Raw genomic sequence first — 17,381 nt, 5'->3', positions numbered from 1 at the left:
ACCGAATTTTTAGAGGGAATCATTGGAAGAATAAAAAAGATAAAAAGTAGTGCCTATGGATATCGTAGTTGGAACAACTTTACTGAACGTATAAATATTCAAATGTTTTGGCTTCGAGCAAGCTCATCAGCTAAATAAAAAAACAGCTAGACCATTTATGGTCTAACTGTTAACTTGAACCGCCATCAACTTGATTTGACGAACAGCCGAAATTCAATGCAGACTATTTATTTTGAATAATTAAAACTATTTGAGTAAAAGACTAATACAACGGTTAAGAGGCCTAGAACAAAAATTGAAGTTGTCTTGGTTTCAAGTCATATCCTCAACATTTTAGATAAACTTCAATTTTACGGAAAACAACAAATCCCTTATATCTTAATCAAGCCTAAGCTAGAAAGCTTAATATTATCTATTCAAATTCATTAGGTCTATCTGTTGTTTGTTTAAAATAATAACTGATTGAATCAAGGATTCTATCAGATGCTTTACCATCACCATATGGGTTCTTAGCGTTGGCCATACGATCATATTCTGCTTTATCGGTAATTAAACGAGTCATTTCTTTTTCAACGACATCTGCATCAGTACCGACCAATTTTAACGTACCAGCTTCTACACCTTCGGGACGTTCAGTTGTATCACGAAGAACCAAAACTGGTTTTCCTAATGATGGTGCCTCTTCTTGAACTCCACCAGAGTCAGTCATAATAAAGTAACTTCTAGAAGCTAAATTATGAAAATCAACTACATCCAGTGGTTCGATCAAGTGAACACGTTCAACCTCACCCAAAATATCTTCGGCTGTTTGTTGAACAACAGGGTTCAAATGTACTGGATAAACCAATTCAATATCATCATGTTTTTCAACAACTTTTTTCATTGCTCGGAAAACCTGTTTCATTGGTTCACCCTGATTTTCACGACGGTGCATGGTGATCAAAATCATCTTTTTATTAGGATCCAAAACATCCATAATATCGTGATGATAGTCTTTATGAACTGTACTCTTCAAAGCATCAATAGCTGTATTACCAGTTACAAAGATATTTTCACCATGATGATTTTCTTTTAACAAATTAGCTTTACTTTCAGTAGTTGGTGCAAAATAAATATCAGTTAAATCATCGGTCATTTGGCGGTTCATTTCTTCTGGCCATGGAGAATACTTATTCCATGTTCTAAGACCTGCTTCAACATGCCCAATTGCTGTTTGATGATAGAATGCTGACAAGGCCGCACTGAATGTTGTCGTTGTGTCACCATGAACTAAAACGATATCAGGTTGTTCTTTTTCAATAATTCCATCAAGTTCTTTTAAGACCAATCCCGTGATGCCACTTAATGTTTGACGTTCTTTCATGATATTCAAATCATAATCAGGCTTGATATTAAAAATTTCCAAAACTGAGTCTAGCATTTCACGATGTTGTGCTGTGACAACTGTCACGGTTTCAAAACGGTCACTGTTTTGCTTTAATTTTAAAACAAGTGGTGCCATTTTAATGGCTTCTGGTCTTGTACCAAAAACTGTCATAACTTTAATTTTATCCAAAATTATCACCTCAATAAATTACCTCCAGTATATCAAAGATGTTGTTATTAATATAGGTAGTTACGATTTTCAGATTTTTATGAAAAATATGGGTATAATTAACTATTATGATAAATCTAACACTTCTAATTATATTAAGTATTCTAACAACACTACTGGCCTTTTTTGCAGTTATGGCAATTTATAACACTATTATTAAATCAACTAGCAAAAAATATTGGTGGTATATTCTTCTTTTTCTAATAATTTTATTTTTAATTGCTTTATATTCATACTTACATTTTAAGTAAAACGCTTACTGAAATAGTTTCTTAAAAAAAGTATTAATTTCATTCAGTTTGAGTTAAAATTATTAAGTATTCAAAATAATGAATGGAATTTTTGGAGGATTATCGATGGTTTTAACAAACGGTAACGAAATTTTCAACAATGCCCGTAAAGGCAAATATGCTGTTGGTGCTTTTAACATCAACGACTTGGAATGGACACGTGGTATTTTAGCCGCTGCTCAAGAAACAAATACACCTATCTTGGTTCAAACATCAATGGGTGCTGCTAAGTATATGGGTGGATATGAATTATGTCTACACCTTGTACAAGACACAATCAAATCAATGGGTATTACAGTTCCAGTTGTAATGCACTTGGATCATGGTAACTATGAAGCTGCCAAAGAATGTATCGAAGTTGGTTACAACTCAGTTATGTTCGATGGTCATGACCTACCATTTGACGAAAACCTTGAAAAGACAAAGGAAATCGTTAAATTAGCTCACGCTAAGGGCATGTCTGTTGAAGCTGAAGTTGGTTCAATTGGTGGTACTGAAGATGGTATTACTGGTGCCGGTGAATTAGCTGATGTTGAAGAAGCTAAAACACTTGCAGCTACTGGTGTTGATTACCTAGCTGTTGGTATTGGTAACATTCACGGTGTATACCCTGAAAACTGGCAAGGTTTGAACTTTGACCGTTTACAAGAATTAGCTGCTGAAATCTCAACACCACTTGTTCTTCATGGTGGTTCAGGTATCCCTAAGGAACAAATCGTTAAGGCTATCTCAATGGGTATTTCAAAGGTTAACGTTAATACTGAATTGCAATTATCATTTGCTAAAGCAACTCGTGAATATATCGAAGCTGGCCATGACCAAGATGTAAATGCTAAGGGTTACGATCCTCGTAAGTTACTAGCACCTGGTACAAAGGCTATTACAGATACAACAAAAGAACGTATCGAATGGTTCGGTACACCTTCAATCTAATAATCTTTGATTATTTAAAAAGACAGGACTGTGGTTCCTGTCTTTTTTTGTATAGAAAAGGCAAGTTATCAATTCAAATTTGAATTGATAACTTGCCTTTTTACTTTTAGTAATATTAGCTATAATATGCAACTTTGATATAATCCAAACCAACGAATATCAAAATACATATCAAGAAAATTATTAAACAATTAATTACTCCAACAGATAATCCAAATATTGCTATCATCGTGAAAATAAGTATATTACAGCGTATTATTATACCCACCGCTCTACTAGTTGGTATTGACCAAAAATGATTACGCGTTCTAGTTGAAAGAATCATACCCATTGCTGAATAAATCAAGTAGACAAACAACATTCCACTAATTTGTGACTGATCAAAATTAGTAAAATGCAAACTATACCACAGAACTAGAAACCCTAGTGGTAGCCATCCAATTATATAAATAGCCGAAATCCTAATCAAGCTTACTAAATCCCATTTTTCTGGAAAATAATTTATTTTTACACGATCAGACCCTAAAGTTAACGTCACACAATCATTAAAAATAACAATAAATACAATTATATTTAATGAAATTGGAAAAAAATTGGTAAATAAATAACCGAAAGTTAACAGAAGTGACAATTGTGCCGTCCTAGCTAATTTAGTGATTAGCCATGTCATCATTCTTTGATAAACACGATGCCCTGAATCAACTAATTCTGTAATCCCCATTAATGAAGGTTTTGTCAGAATGATTCTAGAAGCTAATTTGGAAATATCCGTTGCGGTATTGATGGCAATACCAACATCTGCCTGCTTTAACGCTGGTGCATCATTGATTCCATCGCCTGTCATACCGACAACATATCCTTTATCTTGTAACAATTTAACAATCTTAAACTTATCTTTTGGATAGACATTAGCGAATCCACTAAACGATAATGGCATAGACATAGCTTCTTCAATACTACCAATTTTGCCATTCAAGCCAATTTTCTTAGCAATTGATTGAGCAGTTACTCTAGTATCTCCAGTTAGCATTAGAATAGTTATTCCCCGCTGTTTAAGTTGAAGAATTGTTTGAGACACATCAGGTTTAATTTGGTCTTTAAAAGTTAATATTCCTATTATCTCTTGATCTATCGCTAAAACCATAATTTGAAGACCTTGATTTGACAAAACTATGATTTGTTTTTTTATTTTATCAGAAATATTTATTTTTGTGGGAGATCCTAAGAATACCTCTCGTCCATCGGCTAAAATAGCTCTAGCTCCCTTTAGAATAGGGTCAAATGATATTTGTTCTTTTACATTGGGTGTTGTTATTTCCTTCAATGTTGCTTCTTGAGCAATTGCTAAATCTAAGGGATTGATACTTCCTGGTTTTATTGTTGCCAAAGCATACTTTAATAAAAATGATTTTTCCATTCCATTCAAACTAACTAAACTATTTAGAACTGGTTTATTTTGAGTTATAGTTCCAGTTTTATCCATCAATAAAACATTCATTGATCCAGCTTCTTGAATACCTGATAATCCGCTAACCAAAATACCTTTTTTCGAAAGCACCCCAGCCTCTATTGAATTTGCAACCGAAAAACTTGACGGCATAGAAATTGGAATAGTAGCTACAAATAAAATAACTAAGAATGGTAATAGAGATAATAAAGGTGTTTTTCTGATCATTGCCGATATGGTTAAAACAATTGCTAATACAATATCTAAATACGCCAAATATTTTACAACAGTAAAGAGAAGTTTTTCTAGTCGTCCAGGAGATTCATTGGTTCTTACTAATTCAGTCGTTCTTCCTAAACTACTGTCCTTGCCGATCTTCTCAACTAATACATTACTATTTCCTTGAATTACAGTTGATCCAGAGTAAAGGTTATCTCCTTTATCTTTAATTACAACTTTTGATTCTCCAGTTATTACTGATTGGTTTACTAAAATCTCGCCTTTAATTATCTTACAATCAGCCGGAATAATTGAGCCAACCGCCAAATGAATCCAGTCGCCAGGTACTATTTCACGACTAGATAGTTTTTTCCATTTACCATCCCGTAAAACACTGACATATGTAACTAATTTAGTATTTAATTCACCAATTGATTTTTTTGCATGATTTTCTTGAATGGCACCATCAATGGCCGAAAATAACAGTAATGCAAATATAAAAATAACTTGTATGTAATTTCCTAATATAAGTTCAATGATAAGTGCTAATTCAATAATATAAGGAATTGGACCAATCAATCTTTTTAAAATTAAATTCATGAATGGTTTCTTAATTTGTGGAAGGTCATTATAACCTTTTAATTGCATTATTTTTTTAGCATCTTTGGTCGTTAAACCACGTTTTTCTTGCATAATTAATTATCAATCCAAATCTACATTATTGGGGAAATGAGCCAAATTTGATTCTTTACCTAATTCCTCTTCAATTCTTAATAATTGATTATACTTAGCCAAACGTTCGCCACGGGCAGGGGCACCAGATTTAAGTTGTTCTGCATGCATAGCAACTGTAAAATCAGCTAAAAATGGATCTTCTGTTTCACCTGAACGATGTGACATCATGGTAGTATAACCATTTTTCCTTGCCACTCTAATTGCCTCCATCGTCTCAGTAACACTTCCAATTTGATTTAACTTAATCAAAAAACTATTAGCTAAACCGTTTTTAATGGCTTTTCTAAATAATTTAGGATTAGTACATACGTTATCATCTGTTACGATTTGAACTCGATGACCATTCTTTTGTGTGAACTTAGCAAAATTTTCCCAATCGTTTTCGCCAAATGGATCTTCCATTGAGACAATAGCTGAATACTTATTCAACAAACCTTCATAATATGATCCCATTTCTTCTGGACTACATTTTTTCCCTTCAAACATGTACGAACCATCTGCTTGAGCAAAACTTGAGGCTGCAGCATCAAATGCTATACCAATTTCTGTTCCAGGTTCATAACCAGCATCTTTAATAGCTTTATTCAATTCATCTATGGCAGCTTCACTGGATGGCAAATCGGGAGCAAAACCACCTTCATCGCCTAATCCAGTTTGGTAACCTTCTTTTTCAAGATTCCTCTTTAATTGATGATAAACATTAACGATTTTTTCAAAACCATCACGAAAGCTAGTTCTTTTAATTGGAGTAATCATAAATTCCTGCATATCAATACCATTATCGGCATGTTCTCCTCCATTAATAACATTGTGGAATGTTTGAGGCAATTCCAAATCGACTCCACCAATATAACGATAAACAGGAATGTTTTCACTATTTGCAGCGGCTCTAACATTTGCAATTGATACTCCCAGAATTGCATTGGCACCTAATTTAGCCTTATTGGGTGTTCCATCAAGATCTATCATCATCTGATCAATATTTGATTGATTAAAGGGATCAGCTCCTTTTAATCTATCATTGATTAAAGTATTAACATTCTTAACAGCTTTTAAAACACCTTTTCCATCCAGTCTTTTTCCACCATCACGCAATTCAACAGCCTCATTATCACCGGTTGATTTACCAGATGGAACACTTGCACGTCCTAAAACTCCATTGGAAAGAATCACATCTACTTCAACCGTAGGATTACCACGTGAATCAAATATCTCTCTAGCCTTTACATTTTCAATCGTTACCTTTGTCATCATTAATACTCCCTTTCCAATCATAAAAAAATGACGTCTACCCTGAAAAAAATCAGAGTAGACGTCATTAATTACAATTGAGTAATATTTACGGCGAACGTCATCGCCTTTCAACGAATTCATAATATAATACTTTTTTAATTTACACAAGTATTATATTAAAAAAAACAATTCCTAGGATTGTGAAATATCCAAGTTTCAACAAAAATATATTTTACATGATATATATTTATAAAGGCCTTGTTTAATAGTATTCTAGCAAAATTATGCTAAAAATACTTCAATCTTTAATATTGTGAAATGTTTCAAACCTTGTTATACTATGCTTGTACCATTTAAGAAAGCGCTAACATAGAGGAAGGAGGGGCTAAATAATAACTTTGTTAAATCCTAGGATGAGTTTTCAAAGTCAAAGTTTTGCCTCCCGTATAGAAATTATTAATATCTATGACTAGATGCTTATCCTAGATACTTAGTTGATTTGTCTGTAACTCCCAATTACAGATTATGATAAGGGAAAAACTCATTTCTTAAATTTGCCCAAAATACAACGGATCATAATAATCTCCCCGATTCATTGAATACCCCATCATTCAATGACGAATAGTTAATTTCTTACCCTTATCTAAAATCAACCGCATAAAAAGAGACCAACAGGTTCCCCGCCTGTTTGGTCTCTTTTTATGCGCCATCTTCTTTAGCAATTGCCTGTTGAGCAACCAAATTTAAATAATTAAACGGATTATCATAATTTGGTTGGAACAACATATCAACAAAAGCTAAATCATCAATTGTATTTTCATTTTGAATACAAATAGAAATGGCATTGGCCGATTGAGCCACTTCATGCTTACTGAATAACTGAGCTCCCAAGACTCGTCTACTGTCCTTATCATATATTAAATAAATAGTTAACATATCAGTTGTAGGCATGTAATTGGGACGATAATTATCATGATAAACAACACAATCAGCATTAATCCCATTAGCTAAAGCCTTTTTTAGGGTTAATCCGGTTTCGGCTAGGGTATATCCGAAAATTTCCATGGCAGTTGTTGCTTGGGTTCCCATATATTTGCGGATATTACCAAAAACATTAATTCCTGCCAAAGTTCCTTGACGAACCGCTGTTGATGCCAATGGAATGTACTTCAATTCACCTGTTGGATTGAATTTAACAACACATGAGTCCCCACCCGCATAGATATCAGGATCAGATGTTTGCATATAGTCGTTTATAATGATGGCACCATAACCGTCCATTTGAACTTGACCACGCAATAAATCAGTGTTGGCAAAGAACCCAGTACAAACAATCACCAAGTCAGCCTTATATGCATCACCTTTTTTAGTTTTAATAGTTAACTGTTCACCATCAACAATTTCTGCTACACGTTCATCTAAGTGAACCTTCACATCATGATCTTTTAACTTCTGAATAATTTCTTGAGAAAGTCCATCGTCAACATAATTATTTAATATCTGATCACGTGATTGAATCAAAGTAACATCATGAACTGTATTGGCATAACTTTCGGCTAATTCGACTCCAACATATCCAGCACCAACAATCGCAATACTGGGATAATTTAAAGCTGAATCGTAGATCTGTTTAGCTTGCGCATAACTCTTACACAACAAGACACGGGGATTATTCATACCACCAATTGGTGGTATACCAACTTCAGATCCGGTAGTCATGATCAATTTATCATAAGTATCTTCGAAAATTTCTTGAGTTTGTAAATCTTGAACAACAATTTTTTTGTTCTTTGAATCAATTTTTAAAACATTATGTTTCATATGAACCTTGGCGCCAAATCCCTCAAGGGTGGTAGGATCTGCATAAAACATATCCTCAAGATTATTAACAATTCTGCCTAAATATAGGGCAATTCCACACGACAAAAAAGCGATATTATCATCACGCTCATAAACGGTAACATCAGTTTCTGGATGCTTTTTAAGTATCTGTTCAACTGCAGCTGTTCCAGCATGTGTACATCCGACAACGATAACTTTCAACAGTCGGTTCCTCCTCTAAAGTACCTTTTTATATACTAGCTCTCATTCTTTAAAGCATAACACAACACATGTAATAATTATATCAGTCTAATTTTTATTTCACTTTTTAGAAAGTAAAAAAAATCATCTCAATTATTGAATTATTATTTATCAAAATTTGTAATATAATTATGTTGTATTGACATTTTTAATATGGAGATCAACTATGAATGAAATTAAATATTCAACATCCCTGAATTCTTTAATCTATCAGGATAGTGTTGCTATAAGGACCGAAGTTTTCGTTAATGAGCAAAACGTACCTAAAGAATTAGAGATCGATGATTTGGAAAATAAATGTACCTATTTTGTTCTGTACAAGGAAAACAAGGCTGTTGCTTGTGCAAGATTCTTTCCTACCGCTGACAATGGAATACATGTTCAAAGAGTTGCCGTATTAAAAGAATATCGTCATAAAAATCTTGGCACTGAATTATTAAACTATATTTTTAACTTTGTTACCAAAGAAAACTATTCTTATATAGTTTTGGGTGCCCAAGATCATGCTCAAACTTTCTATAAAAAGCTTGGTTTTAAGGTAATTGGCAAACAATACCAAGAAGCCGGAATTTTGCATCATGACATGAAACTAGAGTTGTAGTAATATTATCTTCAGTGTTATTATTTGCATAAATTTTTAAGATAATTTTGGATGAAATTAGGGAGTGTTTTAAAAAGGAGTTTGATTATGTATAGATTTTTTATTCAGCCCCAGTTAGATAAAGTAAATAATTCATTGATCGGCTATGAATTGCTGATGAAGAAAAAGACTGATCAAGGTTGGAGGCCTCCAGCTAATTTTTCAGAAGTGCCTTCTCACACAATGGCCTCCGTTCTAATTGCAACTACTAAGTTGTTGTCCTTAAAAATTGGTTCAGTATCAGTTAACATTAATCGTAATCAATTAATGGATAAAGAAGTTCGGGATGCTATTATTGAAGCACAAAGTATTTTGCGTCCTTTACGGTTAGTGGTTGAGTTAACTGAAGATGTTCCTGATCATGACTGGCCAAGTGAAAAATTGATCCCCTTGATCAAGGACTTTATCAATTACGGAATGGATTTCAGTCTTGATGACTGTGGAACCGGTGTAAATCAACTTGATCAAATTCAAGATTTTGTACCTTTGGCATCAGAGATTAAATTTGCTATTCAGAACTTTGGTGAAAAATTACGTGACCCCGATATCGAACAAAAAGTAGTCTTTTGGCGTGATTTTAGTGAAAAGAATAATTTGCGCTTTATTCTTGAAGGCATTGAAGATGAACATGATGACGCATTGGCTGATTCACTCAATATTGATCTAAGACAAGGATACTTTTATGGTAAACCACGTTTACTTAAGTTAGAACCTGATGATGATAAATTTTAAATTTATACAAAAAACGTTAACCTAAAAAAATCTAGGTTAACGTTTTTTATTTCTTAGAAATTAAGCATTTTTTAATTTATTATTATGCTCTTTAGCAACTGCTTGTTGAGCAACTAAATTCAAATAATTGAATGGATTATCATAATTTGGTTGGAAAAGCATATCCATGAAGGCCAAATCATCAATTGTATTCTTGTTTTGAATGCATACTGAAATAGTATTAGCTGATTGAGCAACTTCATGTTTACTGAATAATTGGGCACCCAAAATAAGGTGATTATCCTTATTGTAAACCAACTTAATAGTTAACATTTCAGTGGTAGGCATATATGCAGGACGGTAATAATCGTGATACTCAACACAATCTGCATTAATATCACTTTCTAAAGCATGCCTTAAAGTCAATCCAGTTGAAGCAATAGTATAACCAAATAACTCCATGGCTGATGTTGCTTGAGTTCCCATATACTTTTGAATATTACCAAAAACATTAATACCAGCTAAAGCACCTTGACGAATGGCATTTGTTGCCAAAGGCATATATGCAGGTTTACCAGTAGGATTAAAGTTAACCGTACATGCATCTCCTGCCGCATAAATATCAGGATCTGACGTTTGAGTATATTCATTAATAATAATTGCACCATGGCGATCCATTTCAACTTGTCCACGTAGTAATTCAGTATTGGCAACAAATCCTGTACATACAATAACTAAATCAGACTTGTGATCAGACTTATTTGTTTCAATAATAACTTTATCGTCATCATCTCGATTAAATCCATTCACACGTTCATTCAAATAAACATTAACTCCATGTTCTTTCAACAAATCAATAACGTTTTCTGACATATCTTTATCAATATAATTATTCAAAACTTGATCTCTTGACTGAATCAACGTAACCTCATGTTCAGTGTTAGCATAACTTTCAGCTAATTCAACTCCGATATATCCCCCACCAACAATAGTAATATGCTTATACTCTTTAGCAGTTTCATAAATTTCCTGTGCTTGAGCGTAACTTTTGCACATCAAAATACGTGTATCTGATATTCCCATAATTGGAGGAACAGCAACATACGAACCTGTAGTCATAATTAACTTATCATAAGTATCATTAATAATTTCATGTGTATTCATATCTTCACACATCAATGTTTTATTCTTAGCATCAATTTTAAGAACATCGTGTTTCATGTAAACTTTGGCACCCAAATTTTCCAAATCTTTAGGACTAGCATAAAACATATCCTCTAGATGCTTTACTTTTCTCCCCAAATAAAGTGCAATTCCACATGACAAAAACGAAATATTGTCATCACGTTCATAAACCGTAACTTCTGTTCCTGGGTGTTCTTGTAAAATCTGTTCTATTGCTGCCGTTCCAGCATGTGTACAGCCTACTACTACTACTTTCATAGATTTCCCCTCATTTTTCTAGATTTATCTATATTAGATATTGACTTTTAAGCATATCATTAAAAAAGTCTCTGGTATTATTACTATTATAACCTTATATTTTTATAAATGAATAAGCGTACAATGTATTAGTAAAAGTAATTTAAAATAGACTGCCATGATAAATCATTTTGGATTTAATGGCTATTTTTTTACAGTTTATTTTAAATATTTTTGTATTTTTTGATATTATTAATATGTTAATATATTAGTGTACCATTTTTAATAAACAACTATTCATTTTTAAAAGACTATTAAAAAACTCTATAAAACCAACTTTGGGGGTAAATTTGTCAGATACTGTTTTAAAAAAATTCATTAGTACTTACTTGAATACTGATGTCGCAATAATTACATTAGTTACCATTGGGTTAATAACGATTATTACCATCATTGCCTATTCATTGGAGAGAAGGATAAGTAGATCATCACCCTCATATCAACGTATCACAGTTCATATGGTTGAAGGACTTATTTTAGCTCTTAGTATGATTATGCTACAACAGATTTTTCATATTTTAAACAATGGATCAATAGATAACGGTTGGTTATATGCTAATGCACAATTGACTATCCTTCTATATTGTATGTACCTAATTAGAAATAAAATTACCCTAATAATTAATATCCTAATGCCTTTTGTTTACCATAGTACATTTAATATGGATCGTTTAGACAACAAACATCTACCATTTTTTATACTATCGTATATTCTTTTGATTTTAATTGTCCTATTCATTTACCGCCAAACTGAAAAATTGCAGAATTCCGAATGGAAATACCTTATCATGCAGTTACTATTTGGACTTTCCTGGTGGATATTGATTTGGGTAGATCATTCCTTCCCAATATATGAAATAATCAATATGTTAGTGGTATTCCTAATTTATATGTCCGTTATTCGTTTCTGTGAACGAAAATTACAAGATACGATGTTAAATTACAATGATCTCCAAGTTCAGGCTAATTATGATGAACTTACCGGAATCAGAAATCGGGCCAGTCTCGATAAAGCTTCCGATGAACTTTATAATACCTATTCCCAAGAAAAAGTACCATTAACCGTCGCAATGTTTGATATTGATCACTTCAAAGAATTTAACGACAAATATGGGCATTCAACTGGCGATGAGGTCTTAAAACATGTTGCTCACACTATTGAGCGAGAAATGTTTTTAACTGATACTAAGGGTCAACTATTCCGTTTCGGTGGTGAAGAATTCATTATCATTTTCCGTGGTAAAACTCCTCAAGAGTGTGTTTCCATAATTACCGATTTAAGAAATACTTTACTCAATACACCATTGATTCTAAATGGTCAAAGACTAGATGTTAGTATCTCCTTTGGTATCTCAAAATTAACAACAAGCGATAATAGTTTTAATGATCTCTTTAATCGAGTTGACAAATATCTCTATGAATCTAAGAATTCTGGACGTAATCGCTTAACTGTTGAAGGTAAGACTTATGACTTTAATGATATAAAATAATCTATCATGCTGAGCGAAAAAAGGTTCCAATAACTATTTAAAAATAGTTATTGGAACCTTTTTGGTTACATTTATGTAATTTTCTCTGTCGGTTATTTTATAAGTTAAAAAACAAAAAAATAGTGAGAAATTAATCTCACCGTCGGGAAGGAATCAGTTGTTTTTAAATCTGGTAGTCCCTACTAGTCATAGTAAACCATGTGACCAACTATCGCAAGAGTATAAATCAATAAATTTTAACTCTTTTTTCTACAATTTTATTAATATTTATATTTTTTTAAATAATTTGTTACCAAATTTTAAAATGAGTAATGATGTTTTAAAGAAGGTACAACTATCTTATCTGAAAATCCAATAATTATTCCCTGACAAAACATTGCCAAGATTGTTCCTATACCGACAGATAATATTCTCCCCGTTACGCTATAACAAATTATCATAATAATGACCGGAGGTGCATAACTGATCAATTGTCCCCAACCAGCGGAACCATGCAAATATTTAAAACGTAAAAGATAAGCCAGTTCATCGTTAGGATGCTGAATCAAGTTACACCTTTGATAAATAGATGTACCCACAGAGACTCCAATCAAGCCTAGAATATCAACCATCAATCTTAATATTATTGGTAAATTATTTAACTGAAATGGATTTAGAATATCAGAAAAAAATCCCACCAAATAACTAAATGGCAATGAAAATAATAAATTAGATAAAAATATATGCCCATCGAACTTGCCCAGCAACAACTGATTAGCAATCGTTACAATGACGGCATAAACAAATAATGTCGTCCCATAAGTAGAATGCAACAAAGTTGAAATATTAACTGCCGAAGCAGTCCAAACAGCGCTCCCCATATTACTATTGATCATTAAAGAATTGGCAAAAGCATCTAAAACAATAGCAAATATTAAATACCCTAAGCGAATTTTAAACTTTCCTTGTTTCACAATACAATTCCTCATCATCTCAAAAGTTCATTTCATGCATCATGATACACTTTCAAGGTATAAAAAAACACCGGCTTTTAACTAGCAGACCAGTGTTTTCCAAATTAATTACTTATTATTTTGAGGATGATTCATCTCATCCATACTAATTAAGTGATACTCATGTTTAACATTTGGATCATAGGCCTCAATTTGAGCCATCATTCCTGTATCCTCATGTTCAAGAATATGACAGTGATACATATAAACACCAAATTTAGTAAATTGAACCGCAATTCTGACTGTCTCGCCAGCATTTACACCAATCGTATCTTTCCAACCATGTTCGTTGGGATATGGTTCCTTTCCATTTCGACTTAACACCAAAAATTGACAACCATGCATATGAAATGGGTGAATCATCCCGCCTTCCATATCATTAGTATTCACAACATCCCAAAGGACCGTATCACCGATTTTTTGTCTCCGATCGATTCTTTGCATATCAAATAATTTTCCATCAAGTCTAACATTATCATCCATTCCAGACATAACCGTTCTAGTTACGGGCAAGCCAGGTGTTACCTCAGGAGTATCAATAGTTGTTAATTGTTCAGGGAGTGTAATATCTACAGGCTGATAATCACCAATCTTAAACTTCATAATTGGAATATCATCAGTCATCAGTGTTACTACATCACCTGGTTTCTTATCGCCAAAATCAACAATAACCTCAGCACGTTCTGCACATGTTAACATCAGCTTAGTAAATTTAACTGGTGCTGGCAAGGTTCCACCATCAGACGCTATTTGAGTAAATTCATGGTCATCATCAAAATGCAATCTCCATTCACGACGATCAGAGCCATTTAAGATTCTCAATCGAATTCTTTGCGTTGTGACATTGAAAACTCCGTTGATAGTGCCATTTACAAGTGCATATTTCCCTAAAGTGCCATCCATATCATAATCAGCTTTATAATCCAATTGATTATTATGATAACTCCTATCCTGCAAAATAACAGGAATATCATCTACACCATAATTTCTAGGAAATGGTAATTTTGCTTCTATATCATCCGTTACAACAACCGCGGCTGCCAACCCATTCCAAACCTGACGAGCTGTATTAGGACATGGATGCGGATGAATCCAGTCAGTTTGAGCTGGTTGATCAAGTGTAAAATCAATATCTCGACTGCCACCAGGATAAACTGGTGCATGTGGTCCACCATCAACAATTGGACCTGTAACATTTAAGCCATGCCAGTGAAACGTTGTAACCTCAGATAATTTATTGACCAGATGAACATGATAATGAACACCCTTCTTCAAAACAATCGTAGTTCCCAATATTGAGGCATTATAGCCCCAAGTCTTCGTTTTATCGCCTGGCAATATTTGGGTCTCACCCTCCTGAGCTGTAATTGTGTAATAGACATCATTACCATTCACTTTATCAGGCTTTAATATTTCTGGAATGTTTAATGGTTGTTCAGGTACCTCAGCCTTTTGTAAGGGAACATATCCACCATCATGCAAATCAAATACTGGTTCATCGAAGAAATAATCCTTATAAACTTTTGAATCTGACATTTATAATCGCCACCTATTTAGTTTTTGATTGAAACGCGCAAATACAATTTACCAAAGCCTCAATAAACATACCGATTCCCATCATATACATTGCTACCATATTTTTATCGGCAAAAACAAAATATAATAAAATTGCATAGAAAATTAGCATGAATACAGAGAACAACTTAGATCCACCTGCCATGTTTATCACCACCAAAGTTTATTACATTCCCATTTTAGTACAGTTGTTAATACTTTCAAAATTTAGTTTAGTACTAATTCAATATTTATAAATAATCAATTGATTATCAATATAATTTCCTAAATAAACATCAGCAATATCTAAATTATACTTTGTCAATTGTTGTTCAACCCATTCAACATCTTTGTTAATAGTAGCTAACTCATCAGTATCAATCTTTCCATCAAGTATAATTGGATATTTGATACTATCTTCATTTTTCATAACTAATGTTAATTGCCCATTTCGTTCAAAAACAGCTCGTTTAACATTTCTAACGTCCATTACTCCAGCCTGTCTCAGTTTAAATGATAGATCATTAGCTGACAGACCATTACGTAGTGCCAAATTAACATCAATTTTGCCATTCTTTATGATCAGCTGTGGCGTACCTTCAATGATCTTTTTAAAGAAATTATTATGATTAGTTAAGAATTTAGCCACAAAAACTACCATCGTCCAAATCAATAGAACTAAAGTAAATTGAAGTATCGTGATACTAGCGTTATAAATCATACCACCGACAATACCACCCAACACGTAGTTTTGTAATTGATCAATTGCGCTAGTCGGAGCTATATTCCCACGTCCAAATAAATTTATCTGTAATACCATAAAAAGAAATCCAATAATAAACTTTAAAGTTAAATCACCATAAGAAAGGACCATTTTCACACCTACTTCTCAATCAATTGAATTTTTTGGGAGCCAATAACATTTGCCTTAGTTAAGGTATAACTACTCTGATTATTGTCAAAACTAACTCGATAGATATCTTTGCCTGACTTAATTAGCATTCCCTCTGTTAGACTAGAACTATTAGAATAAAGTTTCTTCGCATTTACATTTTTATCTTTTGCAACTGAACGCATTAAATCCAACGTTTGATTGGTTTTATTATTAACATCTAACTGTTGTTCATAATTATTATAATTAATACCAATAAACAGAATTATTCCAAAAGCAAATATTATTAATAAATCTCGATATTTATTGTCCGAACGATTTCTATAATATAAAAATCCAGTAATAAAAATGGCAATTGCTAAAATCATAATTCCAATAATGAATAAAAAGTTAGGTTCATTATTGTGTTCAACTAAATACTGGTACGAATAAAAATCCATTTATATTCCCCTCCAGTTACTTCATACGATTAGTATAGCAAAAACTAACTAATCTATAGTCATAAAACTTGCTTTGATTAGAAGTGAAAGTTGCTTGCGCAAGTATTAAATAAGTTTCATAATACATAAAAGTAAAAAAAATTATGAAGGGTGATTACTATGAGTAATAATTCTAATCTTTGTACTTGGTTAAGTATGAAAAACTTTGAGAATGATATTCAAACAAAATTGGAAAAAGTTTTAATTAAGTATGATCTCTCACCAGTTGAATTTAGTTTTTTACATTATCTATATGATCAATACGATTCTAAGGCTAGTCTCTTAGAAATCAAGGACTCGCTTAAATTAAGTTCAGCTGCCGTTTCAAGAATGGCAGTTAGATTGGAAAACAAAGACTGTAAACCAATTATCAGATATCATAACGATGATAATAAAAAAGAAGTCTGTTTAAAAATAACTGACTCAGGTATATCTCATTTTAAAGAAGCTTTTCAAGTGGTTGATAGCGTTTTAGCTGAATCTTTTGGCAATCAAGACTTTCAGGCACTTCGCGACATGATCCTAACTACTAATATTCAACAAGAGTCCTGAAAATATTCAACATATAAGTATTATCATTTTACTCTAATATAAATAAAGCTATATTG

16 protein-coding genes and 1 riboswitch are annotated in these 17,381 nt (G+C 32.7%); of the genes, 6 read left to right on the top strand and 10 right to left on the bottom strand.

Annotated elements, in window-relative coordinates:
• A partial coding sequence (locus CBP76_RS10180; RefSeq protein WP_425430306.1) for a transposase occupies positions 1–138 on the top strand: 138 nt, incomplete at its 5' end.
• 274 nt (positions 139–412) lie between these two features.
• Here CBP76_RS10180 and wecB read toward each other — a convergent pair.
• A complete protein-coding gene (gene wecB, locus CBP76_RS10175; protein ID WP_102196776.1) occupies positions 413–1,555 on the bottom strand; it encodes a non-hydrolyzing UDP-N-acetylglucosamine 2-epimerase in 1,143 nt (380 codons plus the stop codon).
• A gap of 395 nt (positions 1,556–1,950) precedes the next feature.
• On the opposite strand from wecB, the gene fba reads away from it, so the two are divergent.
• Entirely contained in the window at positions 1,951–2,817 is an 867-nt protein-coding gene (fba, locus tag CBP76_RS10170; protein ID WP_102196775.1) for a class II fructose-1,6-bisphosphate aldolase, read from the top strand.
• Between the two features lie 115 nt (positions 2,818–2,932).
• Here the strand turns inward: fba and CBP76_RS10165 are convergent, their stop codons facing one another.
• From CBP76_RS10165 to CBP76_RS10155, 3 genes are all read right to left on the bottom strand, one after another.
• Positions 2,933–5,176 (bottom strand): HAD-IC family P-type ATPase, encoded by a 2,244-nt coding sequence (locus CBP76_RS10165; RefSeq protein WP_102196774.1) that lies wholly within the window; start codon positions 5,174–5,176, stop codon positions 2,933–2,935.
• Between the two features lie 9 nt (positions 5,177–5,185).
• Positions 5,186–6,469 carry a phosphopyruvate hydratase gene (gene eno / locus CBP76_RS10160; RefSeq protein WP_102196777.1) on the bottom strand — a complete coding sequence of 428 codons (1,284 nt, stop codon included), beginning with the start codon at positions 6,467–6,469 and terminating at the stop codon, positions 5,186–5,188.
• A gap of 51 nt (positions 6,470–6,520) precedes the next feature.
• Positions 6,521–6,586: riboswitch (Fluoride riboswitch) on the bottom strand.
• 564 nt (positions 6,587–7,150) lie between these two features.
• On the bottom strand, positions 7,151–8,494 hold the full coding sequence (locus tag CBP76_RS10155; protein ID WP_102196773.1) for an FAD-dependent oxidoreductase: 1,344 nt from the start codon (positions 8,492–8,494) through the stop codon (positions 7,151–7,153).
• Positions 8,495–8,699: 205 nt separating this feature from the next.
• Here CBP76_RS10155 and CBP76_RS10150 point away from each other — a divergent pair, with 205 nt between their 5' ends.
• Positions 8,700–9,134 (top strand): GNAT family N-acetyltransferase, encoded by a 435-nt coding sequence (locus tag CBP76_RS10150; protein WP_102196772.1) that lies wholly within the window; start codon positions 8,700–8,702, stop codon positions 9,132–9,134.
• An 87-nt stretch (positions 9,135–9,221) separates the two neighbouring features.
• Positions 9,222–9,905 carry an EAL domain-containing protein gene (locus tag CBP76_RS10145; protein ID WP_102196771.1) on the top strand — a complete coding sequence of 228 codons (684 nt, stop codon included), beginning with the start codon at positions 9,222–9,224 and terminating at the stop codon, positions 9,903–9,905.
• 60 nt (positions 9,906–9,965) lie between these two features.
• On the opposite strand, the gene CBP76_RS10140 is transcribed toward CBP76_RS10145, so the two are convergent.
• A complete protein-coding gene (locus CBP76_RS10140) occupies positions 9,966–11,327 on the bottom strand; it encodes an FAD-dependent oxidoreductase (protein WP_102196770.1) in 1,362 nt (453 codons plus the stop codon).
• Positions 11,328–11,656: 329 nt separating this feature from the next.
• Between CBP76_RS10140 and CBP76_RS10135 the strand changes: the two genes are divergently transcribed.
• Positions 11,657–12,856 carry a GGDEF domain-containing protein gene (locus CBP76_RS10135; protein WP_102196769.1) on the top strand — a complete coding sequence of 400 codons (1,200 nt, stop codon included), beginning with the start codon at positions 11,657–11,659 and terminating at the stop codon, positions 12,854–12,856.
• Positions 12,857–13,155: 299 nt separating this feature from the next.
• On the opposite strand, the gene CBP76_RS10130 is transcribed toward CBP76_RS10135, so the two are convergent.
• From CBP76_RS10130 to CBP76_RS10115, 5 genes are all read right to left on the bottom strand, one after another.
• The gene (locus tag CBP76_RS10130) at positions 13,156–13,824 is read right to left on the bottom strand and encodes a YczE/YyaS/YitT family protein (RefSeq protein WP_102196768.1); all 669 of its coding nucleotides are present in this window, start codon (positions 13,822–13,824) and stop codon (positions 13,156–13,158) included.
• A gap of 93 nt (positions 13,825–13,917) precedes the next feature.
• A complete protein-coding gene (locus CBP76_RS10125; RefSeq protein WP_102196767.1) occupies positions 13,918–15,384 on the bottom strand; it encodes a multicopper oxidase family protein in 1,467 nt (488 codons plus the stop codon).
• Between the two features lie 13 nt (positions 15,385–15,397).
• Positions 15,398–15,568, bottom strand: a complete 171-nt coding sequence (locus CBP76_RS13220; RefSeq protein WP_166667253.1) for a nitroreductase family protein — start codon at positions 15,566–15,568, stop codon at positions 15,398–15,400.
• A 78-nt stretch (positions 15,569–15,646) separates the two neighbouring features.
• Positions 15,647–16,276, bottom strand: a complete 630-nt coding sequence (locus CBP76_RS10120; RefSeq protein WP_102196766.1) for a DUF421 domain-containing protein — start codon at positions 16,274–16,276, stop codon at positions 15,647–15,649.
• An 8-nt stretch (positions 16,277–16,284) separates the two neighbouring features.
• Positions 16,285–16,734, bottom strand: coding sequence for a DUF3290 domain-containing protein (locus CBP76_RS10115; RefSeq protein ID WP_102196765.1), 450 nt, complete (start codon positions 16,732–16,734; stop codon positions 16,285–16,287).
• A 159-nt stretch (positions 16,735–16,893) separates the two neighbouring features.
• Between CBP76_RS10115 and CBP76_RS10110 the strand changes: the two genes are divergently transcribed.
• Positions 16,894–17,325: a MarR family winged helix-turn-helix transcriptional regulator gene (locus CBP76_RS10110; protein ID WP_102196764.1), complete on the top strand. Its 432-nt coding sequence runs from the start codon at positions 16,894–16,896 to the stop codon at positions 17,323–17,325.
• Positions 17,326–17,381 lie beyond the last annotated feature (56 nt).

The sequence above is a fragment of the Companilactobacillus nuruki genome (assembly GCF_002872255.1).
Lineage (GTDB): Bacteria > Bacillota > Bacilli > Lactobacillales > Lactobacillaceae > Companilactobacillus > Companilactobacillus nuruki.
This window is presented reverse-complemented; position numbering and strand designations above follow the sequence as displayed.

Coding starts and splice junctions, on each gene's coding strand:
- fba (WP_102196775.1), top strand. CDS start 1,951: ATGGTTTTAACAAACGGTAACGAAATTTTCAACAATGCCCGTAAAGGC.
- CBP76_RS10120 (WP_102196766.1), bottom strand. CDS start 16,276: ATGGTCCTTTCTTATGGTGATTTAACTTTAAAGTTTATTATTGGATTT.
- CBP76_RS10115 (WP_102196765.1), bottom strand. CDS start 16,734: ATGGATTTTTATTCGTACCAGTATTTAGTTGAACACAATAATGAACCT.
- CBP76_RS10125 (WP_102196767.1), bottom strand. CDS start 15,384: ATGTCAGATTCAAAAGTTTATAAGGATTATTTCTTCGATGAACCAGTA.
- CBP76_RS10145 (WP_102196771.1), top strand. CDS start 9,222: ATGTATAGATTTTTTATTCAGCCCCAGTTAGATAAAGTAAATAATTCA.
- CBP76_RS10130 (WP_102196768.1), bottom strand. CDS start 13,824: ATGAGGAATTGTATTGTGAAACAAGGAAAGTTTAAAATTCGCTTAGGG.
- CBP76_RS10150 (WP_102196772.1), top strand. CDS start 8,700: ATGAATGAAATTAAATATTCAACATCCCTGAATTCTTTAATCTATCAG.
- CBP76_RS10140 (WP_102196770.1), bottom strand. CDS start 11,327: ATGAAAGTAGTAGTAGTAGGCTGTACACATGCTGGAACGGCAGCAATA.
- eno (WP_102196777.1), bottom strand. CDS start 6,469: ATGACAAAGGTAACGATTGAAAATGTAAAGGCTAGAGAGATATTTGAT.
- CBP76_RS13220 (WP_166667253.1), bottom strand. CDS start 15,568: ATGGCAGGTGGATCTAAGTTGTTCTCTGTATTCATGCTAATTTTCTAT.
- CBP76_RS10110 (WP_102196764.1), top strand. CDS start 16,894: ATGAGTAATAATTCTAATCTTTGTACTTGGTTAAGTATGAAAAACTTT.
- CBP76_RS10165 (WP_102196774.1), bottom strand. CDS start 5,176: ATGCAAGAAAAACGTGGTTTAACGACCAAAGATGCTAAAAAAATAATG.